The 13,906-nt window shown below is 44.4% G+C and carries 11 protein-coding genes and 2 pseudogenes; 6 read left to right on the forward strand and 7 right to left on the reverse strand.

The annotated features are described in order from the left end of the window. The 4 genes from VTH8203_RS03820 to VTH8203_RS03835 all read left to right on the forward strand — a co-directional run. The coding region (locus tag VTH8203_RS03820) for a transposase (protein ID WP_167385784.1) at positions 1-193 on the forward strand (193 nt) is incomplete at its 5' end. A 45-nt stretch (positions 194-238) separates the two neighbouring features. Next, positions 239-2,134, forward strand: coding sequence for a molecular chaperone DnaK (gene dnaK, locus VTH8203_RS03825; protein ID WP_096992469.1), 1,896 nt, complete (start codon positions 239-241; stop codon positions 2,132-2,134). Between the two features lie 143 nt (positions 2,135-2,277). After that, positions 2,278-3,201 carry a DnaJ C-terminal domain-containing protein gene (locus tag VTH8203_RS03830; protein ID WP_096992470.1) on the forward strand — a complete coding sequence of 308 codons (924 nt, stop codon included), beginning with the start codon at positions 2,278-2,280 and terminating at the stop codon, positions 3,199-3,201. A 457-nt stretch (positions 3,202-3,658) separates the two neighbouring features. Further along, entirely contained in the window at positions 3,659-4,201 is a 543-nt protein-coding gene (locus VTH8203_RS03835) for a glutathione peroxidase (RefSeq protein WP_244181140.1), read from the forward strand. Between the two features lie 68 nt (positions 4,202-4,269). On the opposite strand, the pseudogene gltS reads toward VTH8203_RS03835, so the two are convergent. Then, positions 4,270-5,496: pseudogene (gene gltS, locus VTH8203_RS03840) on the reverse strand (sodium/glutamate symporter). A gap of 391 nt (positions 5,497-5,887) precedes the next feature. Further along, positions 5,888-7,162: a mechanosensitive ion channel family protein gene (locus tag VTH8203_RS03845; protein WP_096992472.1), complete on the reverse strand. Its 1,275-nt coding sequence runs from the start codon at positions 7,160-7,162 to the stop codon at positions 5,888-5,890. 218 nt (positions 7,163-7,380) lie between these two features. Here VTH8203_RS03845 and pdxY point away from each other — a divergent pair, with 218 nt between their 5' ends. Further along, entirely contained in the window at positions 7,381-8,238 is an 858-nt protein-coding gene (gene pdxY, locus VTH8203_RS03850) for a pyridoxal kinase PdxY (protein ID WP_096992473.1), read from the forward strand. A gap of 158 nt (positions 8,239-8,396) precedes the next feature. Here pdxY and VTH8203_RS03855 read toward each other — a convergent pair. From VTH8203_RS03855 to VTH8203_RS03865, 3 genes and pseudogenes are all read right to left on the reverse strand, one after another. After that, positions 8,397-8,846 (reverse strand): annotated as a pseudogene (locus VTH8203_RS03855) (trimethylamine-N-oxide reductase TorA); the annotation flags it as partial. Positions 8,847-8,992: 146 nt separating this feature from the next. Beyond that, the gene (locus VTH8203_RS03860; protein WP_096992474.1) at positions 8,993-10,123 is read right to left on the reverse strand and encodes an HlyD family secretion protein; all 1,131 of its coding nucleotides are present in this window, start codon (positions 10,121-10,123) and stop codon (positions 8,993-8,995) included. 3 nt (positions 10,124-10,126) lie between these two features. Beyond that, on the reverse strand, positions 10,127-10,501 hold the full coding sequence (locus VTH8203_RS03865) for a DUF3302 domain-containing protein (RefSeq protein WP_096992475.1): 375 nt from the start codon (positions 10,499-10,501) through the stop codon (positions 10,127-10,129). Between the two features lie 113 nt (positions 10,502-10,614). Between VTH8203_RS03865 and VTH8203_RS03870 the strand changes: the two genes are divergently transcribed. Next, positions 10,615-11,505, forward strand: coding sequence for a DMT family transporter (locus VTH8203_RS03870; protein WP_096992476.1), 891 nt, complete (start codon positions 10,615-10,617; stop codon positions 11,503-11,505). A 38-nt stretch (positions 11,506-11,543) separates the two neighbouring features. Here the strand turns inward: VTH8203_RS03870 and VTH8203_RS03875 are convergent, their stop codons facing one another. Further along, positions 11,544-13,016: a lactate dehydrogenase gene (locus VTH8203_RS03875; protein ID WP_096992507.1), complete on the reverse strand. Its 1,473-nt coding sequence runs from the start codon at positions 13,014-13,016 to the stop codon at positions 11,544-11,546. Positions 13,017-13,093: 77 nt separating this feature from the next. Beyond that, positions 13,094-13,804 carry a purine-nucleoside phosphorylase gene (gene deoD / locus VTH8203_RS03880; RefSeq protein ID WP_096992477.1) on the reverse strand — a complete coding sequence of 237 codons (711 nt, stop codon included), beginning with the start codon at positions 13,802-13,804 and terminating at the stop codon, positions 13,094-13,096. Between the last annotated feature and the right edge of the window lie 102 nt (positions 13,805-13,906).

Below are 13,906 nucleotides of genomic sequence, written 5' to 3' on the forward strand. Positions count from 1 at the left end.
AGAAGGCATCTGTAACTTTGCAAAGTATGACCGACTAACCAGCTCTATAATCGAGGCTGGCAATGTATCAATAGGATTGTTGCGTAGAAGAGCTCGCGGGATAAGAGATACCGAATACTTCAAACTGAAGATTAAACAGCTTTCAGTACCTGAGGTAAGTTCAATATTATACCCTTCTGTCAAGCTCATCTAAGCGGAGAAGAGCCGATTAAATAATGCGAAGGGGAGAGGTATTATTATGAGTAAAATTATCGGTATTGACTTAGGTACAACAAATTCATGTGTCGCTGTTCTTGATGGTGACAAACCAAGAGTGATCGAAAATGCGGAAGGCGAACGCACTACCGCATCGGTTATCGCTTATACCGATGGCGAGACACTGGTAGGTCAACCTGCAAAACGTCAAGCAGTTACAAACCCAGAGAACACGCTATTTGCAATCAAGCGTTTAATCGGTCGTCGTTTTGAAGATGATGAAGTTCAGCGTGACATCGAAATCATGCCTTATAAAATCGTTAAGGCAGACAACGGTGATGCATGGGTAGAAGCGAAAGGCCAAAAAATGGCGGCTCCTCAAGTATCGGCTGAAGTACTTAAGAAAATGAAGAAAACGGCGGAAGATTTCCTAGGTGAGGAAGTCACCGGTGCAGTAATCACAGTTCCGGCTTACTTTAACGATGCACAGCGTCAAGCAACGAAAGATGCAGGCCGTATTGCAGGTCTAGAAGTGAAACGTATCATCAACGAGCCGACCGCCGCTGCACTTGCGTATGGCTTGGATAAGAAAGGTGGCGATCGCACGGTTGCGGTTTATGACCTTGGTGGTGGTACATTCGATATTTCTATTATTGAAATTGATGAAGTTGAAGGCGAGCAAACCTTTGAAGTTCTAGCAACTAACGGTGATACACACCTTGGTGGTGAGGACTTTGACAACCGTCTGATCAACTATTTAGTCGACGAATTTAAGAAAGAGCAAGGCATCGATCTTAAAAACGATCCACTTGCTATGCAGCGTGTTAAAGAAGCCGCAGAAAAAGCGAAAATTGAGCTTTCTTCTACTTCTCAAACCGATGTGAACCTACCGTACGTAACGGCGGATGCAACGGGTCCAAAACACATGAACGTGAAAGTGACTCGTGCAAAACTCGAGTCTCTTGTAGAAGATCTTGTTATGCGCTCTATTGAGCCACTAAAAACCGCACTTGCGGACGCCGATCTAACGGTGGGTGATATTGACGATATCATTCTTGTTGGTGGTCAAACGCGTATGCCTATGGTTCAAGCGAAAGTGGCTGAATTCTTCGGTAAAGAAGCGCGCCGTGACGTGAACCCAGACGAAGCAGTAGCAATGGGTGCTGCAGTTCAAGGTGGTGTACTAGCGGGTGATGTGAAAGATGTACTGCTACTTGATGTGACGCCTTTATCTCTAGGTATCGAAACCATGGGTGGAGTCATGACCAAGCTTGTTGAAAAAAATACAACGATTCCAACAAAAGCGAATCAAGTATTCTCAACGGCAGAAGACAACCAAAGTGCGGTGACTATCCACGTTGTTCAAGGTGAGCGTAAGCAAGCGATGTACAACAAGTCTCTAGGCCAATTCAACCTAGAGGGTATTCAGCCTGCACCTCGTGGTATGCCGCAGATTGAAGTCACGTTCGACATTGATGCCAATGGTATCTTGAATGTCTCTGCTAAAGATAAATCGACAGGCAAAGAGCAGAAGATCACAATCCAAGCGTCTGGTGGTCTAAGCGATGAAGACATCGAGAAAATGGTTCAAGAAGCTGAAGCTAACAAAGAAGCGGACAAGAAGTTCGAAGAGCTAGCAACGGCGCGTAACCAGGCTGACCAAGTGATTCACAGTACTCGTAAGCAAGTGGAAGAAGCGGGAGAAGCACTTCCAACTGAAGAGAAAGCGAAGATCGACGTGGCGATTACTGAACTAGAAGAAGCTCGTAAAGGTGATGACAAAGCAGCGATTGATACGAAAGTACAAGCGTTAATCGCAGCGGCTCAACAGCTAGCAGAAATCGCTCAGCAGAAAGCTCAAGCGGCAAATGGTGAAGCTCAGGCTAAATCCAATGCTGATGACGATGTGGTTGAAGCTGACTTCGAAGAAGTGAAGTAACGCCGCTGACTTAGGATTGCATTCCTGCAATTAAAAGTTGAGTTATGTTCATAAATACATAAACTTATCGGTATTCAGGGCGTACGAGGGAACTCATACGCCCTTTTTTTCCGTTTGAGTGAGAAATTGAGTGAGGTTTTAGCATGTCAAAACGAGATTATTACAGCGTGCTAGGTGTCTCCAAGGGAGCCTCAGAGAAAGATATTAAAAAAGCCTACAAAAAGTTGGCGATGAAATATCACCCCGATAAAAATCCCGGAGATGCGACAGCAGAAGCGAATTTCAAAGAAGTAAAAGAAGCTTATGAAATTCTAACGGATAAAGAAAAACGCGGTCAGTATGACAGATTCGGTCATGCGGCATTTGAGAATGGTGGCTTTGGTGGTCACGGTGGTCATAGCGGCCATGGTGGCGGGTTTGAAGACATTTTTGGTGATGCCTTCCGTCAACGTGGTGGAGGCTTTGGCGGCGGTAGTTTCGGAGGTGGTGGCTTCGGTGGTTTTGAAGATATCTTCTCCCAAGTTCGTGGTGGACGAGGACGTCCGCGCGCTCAAAAAGGCCAAGATCATGAGTACACACTGACAGTAGATTTCATTGATGCCGTTCAAGGGGCTGAAAAAACGGTCGAATTGCCAATCAATGGTGAACAGAAAAAGATCAATGTAAAGATCCCTGCTGGTATCAAAGATGGCGAAAAGATTCGCTATTCTGGTAAAGGTGGTTTGGGTAGCAACGGTGGGCCTGCGGGTGACTTGTTACTTATTATTGCAACGAGACCACACGCATTTTTGGATCGTGATGGTAACGACCTTATCTGCAACACTAAAGTTGATATGGTAACGGCAGCACTGGGCGGTGAAGTGGAAGTCAATGTGCTAGATAGTCGCTTTAAACTTAAAATCCCTGCGGGTACGCAAACGGGACGCAAGTTCAAGATGACGGGCAAAGGCGTAACAAACCGTAAAGATGAAACGGGCGATCTGTTGGTGAAAATTCAAGTTGAGACACCAACCAATCTGACCGAAGCTCAACGTGAGTTGTTAGAACAGTTTAGAGCGACGTTGTAATACTTTTACTGACGTTGGCCGACATTCGCATGTAATACCGTGCCATCAATCAGGAGTCGGTTATCTAACAAGGCAAATGGGTTACGACTATGTAAGCGCCTCACCAACCAGTTGGCAGTTTTCAGCTGGTATGTGGGGCGCTTGTGTTTAGGCTTGATTGATCGTTTAGTTAATCAGCGAATTGAAAATGCAGCAGCGGTATTTAATTGATTTTGTGAATCAGAATATAAATGGTGGCTAATCAGTTTTCTTTGCGCTTGAATCTTAAAAGATATTAATGCGACGAATAAAACGTTTGAGTGTGTAATATCAATTTCATTTTTATTCACAAAAGCAATAGGTTATCAACGCTGGTATCTATCATGCTCTCATTCTATATTCTTGAGCATCGATAATGATGAACTATTCTTTATCTTACCCGTAAACAATGTGTTGTCTGAGGGAGGTGAGTATGAGAATGGTTTTTAAGGCATTGTTGTTAGGTTTATTGTTTGGCTTGGTAGCGAAGGAAACGCTAGCAGCTGCCTGCCCAGCAGTGCTGGACTTTACACAGCGAGCATTAAATTCCACTGATGAAGTGAACCTGTGTGAGTCGTTCCATGGGAAAGTACTTTTAGTGGTCAATACGGCGAGCCAGTGTGGCTTTACGGGGCAGTTTGAACAACTAGAACAGCTGCACAACCAGTTTAAAGATCGAGGCTTTAGCGTTGTGGGTTTCCCATCTAATGACTTCAACCAAGACCGAGGCAGTGAGGAAAGGACGGCAAAAGTCTGCTATCTTGATTTTGGTGTTACCTTCCCGATGATGGCCCGTAGTTCAGTCAAGGGTCAGCAAGCCAACTCTGTGTTTGATGAAATTGCAAAACAAAGTGGTGTTACACCTAAATGGAATTTCTACAAATACCTCATCGATAAGAACGGGTCCGTTATCGGCGTCTTTTCGTCTGGCATTTCTCCCACAGACAGCAAAATCACTCAGATGATCGAACAGACATTGTAGGGATCACGGTTGGAAATTAGGGCTTGAGCGTAGTCGTCAAGCCCCTTACGAGAGCGTTAACAGCAATCTTAACCGATAAAGAATATGTAACCTTGAATAATAATTAGGTTGGTCAAGTCAATAAAGAAAGCGCCGACAATCGGCACGACCATAAATGCCATTGGGGAGGGACCAAAGCGATTCACCGTTGATCCCATATTCATAACGGCGGTTGGTGCTGCTCCCATTCCGAAACCACAGTGTCCGCTAGCAATAACCGCCGCATCATAGTTTTTCCCCATAGCTCTGAACGTAACAAAGTACGCAAAAAGTGCCATAACGACTGTCTGAACGGTAAGAATAATTAAGAACGGAACCGCCAGATTATAAATCTCCCACAGTTGAAGGCTCATTAAGGCCATAGACAAGAAAAAGTTAAGAGAAGTCGTACCTAGAATATGGACGGTTTCCATATTGATCTTCTTAATTCCTGTGGCTTCAAATAGGTTGGTGATGATGACACCAATGAACAAAGCGTAAACAAAGTCGGGAATCATCAGCCAACGTATCCCTAACGATTTGATCATCGGGCCGATAGTTTGTGCGCCGACGACACAAATCATCAGCAAACCAACGACTTCCACGATACTTTTAGAGGTCACTTAGTCTTCCTGTGCCTCGTCGTATGTCATTAAATCAGGATGTGAGGCATGAATATCATGCTTGAGGCCAAACTCTGAACGGAGGTTATTTTTAGCAGCTAATCGGTTGCCGACAGGGCCGCCGATGATGCCACCGATAATAAGACCAAACGTCGCCGATGCCATGGCAAGCTCAAGGGTGTTGTGAATACCGTATTGCTCGCTAAATGTGCTTGCCCATGCCGCTCCAGTACCATGCCCCACGGACAGCGTGATGGAGCCCGCAATCAATCCCATTAGTGGATTCAGACCTAGTGCCGATGCCAGCGCAACACCAACACCATTTTGAATCACAATATAGGCCGTTGCGACAAAGAGAAACAAGAATACTTTGAAGCCACCTTTTGCGAGCTGCTTGTAGCTCGCGGTTAACCCTACAGTGCTGAAAAACAGCATCATGAAGGTATCTTTTAACGGCAGAGAAAACTCGATCGCAATACCGTTAAAGTGAGGGATAGTGATTAAGGTTGCAGCAATCAAACCACCGATAATGGGTTCTGGAATGTTGTATTTGTCGAGAAATGCAATTCTCTTTTTAAGAAAGTTACCGACAAACAGGACGACAATCGCGATAAGAAACGATGGTGAAGGGTCAATAGTAATAGTGCTGTGCATAGTAAACTTCGATGATGTGTTCTGTCCTTAAGGCTGAAAGTATAACGACAGCTTTGATCCCTGTGAGTCGTCTTATTCGGTAATTAAGCAACAACGATGCGAAAGCGTGGACACCAAGAGGTGACCCATTTGCGCAGCCTTAACGTAGAACTTTGCCCAAAGTATATAGAGCAAATAGCGTCCCTTTAAGGGTTGTGTTTACAACCACTACCTTGATTAAAAACAGATCATAACAGCGGAAAATGACATTGAAATAACGTGCCTGTTACTAATCTATAATCAATATATTTAACATTGTAAATCATTGGTTTAAGAAACTAACAACCGATAATTTATTAAAGTATTATCCTTATGAACTGGGGTGGCGTCACCCCAGTGTCCAGAGTTTAGATTAGATGTCGCGAGGAAGCGAGTGTTGTCCAGCTGCAAAATCATGACCAGTGAGTTGCTGAAATGGTCTCAATCCAAACTGAGGCATAATGGCGAAGATATGATCGAAAAGATCCGATTGAATACCCTCATACTTGCCCCACTCAGTAGTGTTGGTAAAGCTATAGACCTGCAAAGGTACCCCCTCTGGTGTAGGCTGCAGTTGTCTTACCATGATCAACATGTATTGATGAATGTCTTTGTTGGCATGCAAGTAGGCATTCAAATAGGCGCGAAATAGGCCGATGTTGGTCAATCGGCGTTGATTCGCGTCGACATCGTCTTGTTCTAAGCCTTGGTTGTACTCGTCTATTTCTTTCGATTTCTCAAAGATATATTGTCTGAGTAATCGCAGTTTTGTCAATTCGGCGATTTCTTCATCACTGACAAAGCGAATCGAATTCACGTCGATGTTGACTGAGCGGGTGATTCGTCGACCACCGGATTCTGACATCCCTTGCCAGTTAATGAACGCATTTTGCACTAAGGCATATGCTGGTAACATGGTGATCGTATTATCAAAATTCCTCACTTTAATGGTCGTGAGAGAGATTTCTTCAACCGTCCCGTTCGCGCCATAGGAGTCCATCTGAATCCAGTCGTTCAAGCTTACCATTCTGTTGGCTGAGAGCTGGATCCCTGCGACAAAGCCTAAAATGGTGTCTTTGAAAACCAACATGACAAAACCGGTCGCGACGCCAAGTCCTGAGAACAAGATGACTGGCGCTTCATTAGCCAAAATAGAGATGGTAATAATGACGCCAACAAAGAAAGTAAACAGTTTTATCAGCTGAACAAAACTCTTGATAGGCATACGGCGCGTGATGCCTTTGTAGGTCGCAAGGTCGTTGACGGCATCTAAGAAGCAGTAGACCATCCATAGAATGACCAGCAGTATTAAAATTGCCAATACTCGGTCAACAACGCTGGACAGTATTTCGTAGTGACCAATCACAATTGGGATGAAGATGTTCAGCACCAACAAAGGGGTTAAAATGGAGAGTTTTTCGAATACTCGATTGTTGGTGACACACTCCGCTAATGGCTTATTCGTTTTAGTCAGAATGTGGTTAAAGAAGCGTACGAATACATGGTGGGCAACAAAAAAGCAGATGAGCGCCATTACAAGACTTAATACAATCAAAACGATTGTCATCGTTCCGCCATCGAGATTACCCGTAGACATATAAGTGCTCAGTTTATCTGCGACAACGTCGCGAAAATGATGTTCAATCAAACTAACGTCCTTAGTTTTTGATATTGGTAGACCGTTTTTGGGGTATACATGTACAAAGCGTAGCCGAATAAACGAATGTACGCTTTTGTTTCCAATACAGTTTAATGAAAGTTACCAAGATCTAATAATAAATTTATTTCGTTGCCCTTGTTTGCTGACACGGTGGCAATCATATACAAGATATAATGAAATCAGAACAATAATAACTAGGAGTTCCAATGAAAGGTGTTATCTCTATTCAATCACATGTGGTGTACGGTCATGCTGGTAACAGCTCTGCTGTTTTTCCACTTCAAAGAATGGGTTTTGAAGTATGGCCCATTCATACCGTGCAGTTTTCAAACCACACGCAATATCAACAAGGTTGGACAGGGAAAGCCTTCTCCGCTGAGGATATCTCAGAGCTGATTGCCGGTATTGATAACATCGGGCAGTTGAAGGAATGTAATGCAGTATTGTCAGGTTATCAAGGCAGCGCTGAACAATGTTTAGCCGTGAAAGATGCCGTTGCTAAAGTCAAGCAAAGAAACCCTAACGCTATCTATGTTTGTGATCCAGTGATGGGTGACCCTGAGAAGGGGTGTATCGTACCTCCAGGGACAACTGAGTACTTGGTTAATGACGTTATGCCTATGGCTGATGTTATTGTCCCTAACCAATTTGAACTGAGTCAGTTTATTCAATTGGAGATCGAATCGCTTGAAGATGCTATCGCTGCTTGCCAGAAAGCACTGACATTAGGTCCAAAAATGGTTCTAGTGAAGCATCTGCACAGCATCTCTAATGACAAATTCACCATGATGTTAGCCACACAAGAGGGCTGCTTTATTGCCCAACGTCCTCATTTGAAGTTTGCAAAACAACCTGTTGGTGTTGGTGACCTGATTTCGGCGCTGTTTACTGCGGGACTCTTAAAAGGGTGGAACGCAGAGCAAGCTTTTGCACATGCTAACAATGCAAGCTACGCCATTCTAAAGGAAACGCAGAAGCGTCAAGAGTGGGAACTGCAAACTATCGCAGCTCAGGAAGAAATCGTCGCGCCAGTAGAACAATTCACTGTAGTTCAGGTCAAGTAAGCGCTGTCACGCCCTTGTGCTTTAACGACGCGAAAAAAATGGGAAACCTGAAGAGGTTTCCCATTTTCGTTACGATGTTATCTTAAGCATTTTTAGGTGGAGTAAATGCCATCAGTCTAGGCACTTTGCCTGTGTATTTCTCAATGCGGACTAATGAAGAGTTCGCCGTCTTTAGCAGAACCAAAGAACTCGGTTGGCTCCATGCACGTTGGATGCGGAGGGCAGTCCTCATAACCATAGCCTTCAATAGTTTTCGAATAGATCTCAATTTTGCCACTTGGTGTACTTAGTGGATTCATTACCGGATCTTTTCTAAAATCGGCATGACGGACAAATCCAGCGGCTTTCTTGCTGAACTTTATCTCGATCAGTTCATTGGTCTCCCATAACTTACCAAAGCTTGGCATACGAACGCGCGCTGCTCGACCACCTTTTTGAGCGGTTTCATAGAAACCTTTCAGCCAATCCATTTCAGATTTGCTTTCGGTGTACACGTCACGGCCACCTGCTTTAATCTGCTCAGATATATCAGCAAATATGTCGAAGTCATTACGAGCTTCTCCTTGAGGTTCCACTACCTTCTTCATTGGGACGAGATGTTGGGAATTGATTTGAATCATAGATAGGCGCACTAAATATATGGGCTTTTATAACTGTGCTACAGCTCACTTTCTTTGTCAGAATAGGAGTACAAAAAAAGGACACCATATGGTGTCCTTGGGGATCTGTGTTGCTTTTTAATACAAATGCCTAATTAGTGGTCAATATAGAGATAATTCTGCCAACTCTTCATTCGTATCAAAACCTTACGCATAATAGAGACATGCGTAAAACTGTCTGAATAAATAGCAATTTCTGCGTTAGAGCCAGTTGGAAGAACGTACTGACTCATGTCATCTTCAATAACTAGTTTCACCATGGCTCGGCCCATAGTATTAAAACTTTGCGTGGTTCTTAATGTACCGCTTGCCGATATTTGTCCCTCAGCAATTGTTGGTAACACTTCTACGACTTTACCTTTGAATACTTTGCCGGGTAACGCTCTGAACAAGAATTCTGCTTCAAATCCTGGTTGAAGACGCTGTAATGAGTTTTGACGAAATGCCCCAACGTAGAAATTTTCTTCAGTGTGGACGAACGTCATCAACGGAGCGAGCGGCAACGGTACCGCCATCATACCCGGGCGAAGGGCGAGCTGAGTGACATAGCCGTCTGTTGGTGCACGAACGACGGTTTCTTCAAGATTGAACTCGGCTTGAATTAACTGTGCTTTAAGCTGGGCAACGGTGGTGTTTTCGCCATAAATTTGAGACTCAAACGCTAATCGAGCGCTCTCTTCTTTCGCTTGTGATGCCTCTAATGCAGCTTGATTTGCTTTGAAAGTTTGTAGACGAGTGTCTACTTGTTGTGCCGTAAATGCGCCTTTCTTAAAACCTGTCTGATAACGATCGTATTCTCGCTCTGCTTTATCGCGCTCTGCTAACGCTTTGATCGTGTCAGACTGAGCCGCTTTATACGCACTTTCCAATTGCAGCACGGCTTGCTGTGCATCGGCTAAAGCCGCCTTTGCGCGAATAACTTCGGCTTCAAATGGAATAGGGTCAATTCGGAACAACACATCGCCTTTTTCCAGCTGTTGGTTGGCTTGCACATCAACCTCGATAACTTTGCCGCGCACACTAGAAACGATAGGGGTAGTGCTATAAAACTGACCACCGATTTGACTAAATGGGTGGTTATAGTTCATCAGCAAAATCAGTGTCCCAATGAGAACCACGCCACCGAGAACCGCTGTTGGTACTGTCCACTTGTTTAAAGGGATATTGAATATTTTAAAAATAGCAATACACAGTGCTGCGTAAGTGAGTATCAGTAATAAATCCATGGATTACTTCTCCTCTTCTTGTGTTTGACTGGCAGCCGTCGATTGCTTGCCTTTAAGATAAGTGACTTCTTGTTCAAGTTCGGAGACTTGATCGATAAGGCGCTCCAATCGATGATGGAGATCGTGCTGTTCTTCCTCCAACTTATGGAAGCCCCAACCACGCTCACTGCGCCATAACGTTGCCCAGATCCATAGGAAAGGCCATATTGTGTGAAGCGTAAATAAGCTTACCCAGCCAGCAACATGTATGGCATCCTGATGTGGGTGGTCACGCTCTTTGGCGATTTCGTACGGAATGTCGTGAATGACGATAATTCCATAAAAAATAACCAGAGCAACGAAGACAAGAAGGCCTAAAGCAAAATAATCAAGAAACATAATGCATCCTTGCTAACAAGTAATGAAGAGAACGATATGTTCATTCGGTAAGTTAAGTATCTGTTATATTTATGTATTAAACAACACTGTTCGGTAATTAAAAGGGTATAAAGTTGGGATTTATTGGAGAGGCAGCTGCGGTAGGCGCTGCGATGGTTTGGGCAATTGCAACGTGGATTTACAGTCAGTTTTCACATCACTTTACTGCGTTACAACTTAACATTATCAAAGGCTCCATTGCGTCTGTAATGATGTTGCTTGTTTTGCCTTTCACGCCCATGCCAGAGGTCGCCATTGACGCCAAATACCTTTGGGTTTTAGGTATTTCAGGCGTTATTGGTATTGCTATTGGCGATAGTGCGTACTTCGCTGCTTTGAAAAGAATTGGTGCCAATAAAACCCTACTGCTCGAATCCTTGGCTCCCCCCTTGTCAGGTGTGCTTGCTTTAGTTTTTTTGGGGGCAGTGCTTCAGCTACAAAGTTGGCTAGGCATTTTCATTACTACTATCGCGGTCACTGCGGTGATATTTCAACCCAATGACATAGATGGTGAGCAAACTAATCTTCAAGGGGTTGGTTACGGACTTGTTGCCAGTGTGTGTCAGGCATCTGGCGTCGTCATCTCGCACTTCGCTTTAGTACAAGGCGATCTTCCACCATTATTAGGCGCTTTAATTCGGCTCGTCATTGGTGTTTTAGCCGTGATGGTCATTATATGTTTCGTTGAGAAAAAGCCATTCGCCACTATTCTTTCACTGGGACGCGATATGTCGAGTAACAACTGGAGTTGGTTGCTCGCAGCGATATTTGTAGGAACATTCCTAGCGTTATGGTTGCAACAAGTAGCCTTGAAACACGCTAATCCAGCTATTGCACAAACATTAATCGCGACCAGCCCACTGTTTATTCTCATTATTTATGCGATTCGTGGAGAAAGAGTCACTAAACGCAGCGTATTGGGCACCCTTTGTGCACTCGGAGGAATATCACTGTTCTTCCTCTAAGCGTATTCGACGGGCAGGAAATAAACCTAAATGCCTACTTAGCTAAGTAGGCATTTTAGTGTCATTGGAACGTCGGTCACACCTAAACGTTGTGCGGCCGTTTGACCGTGTTTATCTTGATAGCACAGGTTATGCCACGCTCTAAAAATATCCAATAGTGGATGAATTCCCGCTGGTCTTAGCTTTCTTCTCGGCTCGTTAATAAAACTTTCAAACAGCAACTGAAATCGCTCTTGGTAAAAATCGATCTGTTCGGTTGAGGCGGTTTTTAGCCAATGAGAGGCATTTGGATTACTGCCTGCTAAATAACATATTCCCTTACTGGCTCCAGAAGGTTGACGAGTCACTGCCCAGCGATCACGCCACCACCCCATAAGCACGACATCTATCGTTTCAGACACCTCTGAATCAGACCAATGATCATCTTGCTCAACGTACATGAGATCCACGTTGCCTGTCTGGATTCGAGGCAAGCAGACGGTGAGCGCCGCTGAGCGCAAGACTGGGTCTTGCGGCATATAAATCGAAACCCGTTTACTAGGGGTTAATGAGCGTAAAATGTGCAGGTAATGGGCATAAGAGGTGTAGGGCGCACGTATTAGTGCTCCAACTGCTGGATAGCTAAATGAAGCGAAGTTACCTAATGGATCTTCAACATTACTGCGTGCCAGAATATTTTGATACTTAACGTCGATACGGCTTTTCAGATCGTCTGTGGGTATGTTGACTTCATTATTATTCTCAGCACTGTAATCGGATGGCACGATATGACAATTGGCTTGAAACGCATTGTGATCTGTCAGCGTTGTTGGCGAGTCGTTGAGAGAATAATTGGTATGCTGGCAGAGCACATAACCCGAATTAGCGTCACAGGTTGCGAACCAAAAAACACCATTGTTACTGTGAGGCTGAAGCGTCCGGTAATTGGACGTCAGCTGATACTGCTCGGCATGGTTGATCCAGCGCGCATCAATATCAGCGAGTTTGCGTCGGCATCGGCTAGCAATTTGGTCAATATGATCATAGAAAGTTTTGGGGTTGATTTCGAGCTTGCGACAGATCTCTCTTACTGAGTAACCGGTGAATAGAAGCCCTAGCATCGTTTCTTGAAAAACGCGCTTTTTGTTGCTGCCGGACCATCGGTCTACAAAGGTTCCTTGGCAGGATTTGCAACGGTACCGCTGACGATCGCCACTAAATCCAAAAGCGTGATAACGATCTTTGTGTGTATGGACAGAGAGACCATAGTTGTCACATTGAACGTCTTTGCAAGAAGGTAACCCCTCGTGATGATGCTGGCTCAGGCGAGCGAGCTCGTGCAGAACTTCCTGATTATTGAGTAGGGGGGGAAACGCGCCACACTCTCGGCATACCATCGCTGGCCTTTTAGGATTACTGTGCTGCAGGATATAAAGGTTTGCATCACTTCGTCCAAAATTGTCACACGCCAATGTTTTACAAAAATTGAGCTGTAATCCACTTTCGGCTAACGGCAGTCTGCCTTCTGACACGTTCACCCCCTATGGTTCGGTCGAGTTCCTTGGCAAAGAAAAGCCAGCTCATTCAGGCATTGAGCTAGCTTTATTCTTTAAATATTGATTGCGGTTTCTAGTGCTACCACCATCATGTCATTAAATGACTTTTGACGGTCTTCTGAGCTGAGTTTCTCGCCACGAATAATATGGTCAGATACTGTCAGTACGGTCAGTGCTTTAGCACCTAAATCAGCAGCAACACCGTAGATACCAGCCGCTTCCATATCGACGCCAAGAATGCCTAGATGCTTCATTTTATCGAAAATGTCTGCTTCTGGAGTATAGAAAAGATCCGCAGAGAAAATATTACCTACTTTTATTGGTACTTCTTGTAAGCGCGCTTGTTTCACTGCTTCTTCGAGTAGGCCGTAGTCGGCGATAGCTGCAAAGTCATGATCGTTAAAACGGATACGGTTCACTTTGGAGTCGGTTGATGCGCCCATACCGATAACGACGTCCATTAGGTTAACGTCGTCACGTACCGCACCGCAACTACCAACGCGGATAACGTTTTTTACGCCGTAATCTTTGATTAGTTCGTGAACGTAAATGCAGCACGATGGGATACCCATACCGTGGCCCATTACCGACACTTTTTTACCTTTATAAGTACCAGTGAAGCCAAACATGTTGCGTACGTCACACACCTTTACCACGTCTTCAAGGAAAGTTTCCGCGATATATTGGGCGCGAAGTGGGTCACCTGGCATGAGTACAGTTTCCGCGAAATCACCTGGATTAGCATTAATGTGTGGGGTAGCCATTGTATCACTCCTAAGGTTTAACTAATTTTGTTGAACGTATTGTTCGTTGTTGAGGGGGAGTTTATATCGTTAAATTGGTGTTCTATGAGATTGTGGTCACAT

Source organism: Vibrio thalassae, from assembly GCF_900089835.1.
In the GTDB taxonomy this organism is placed as follows: Bacteria; Pseudomonadota; Gammaproteobacteria; order Enterobacterales; family Vibrionaceae; genus Vibrio; species Vibrio thalassae.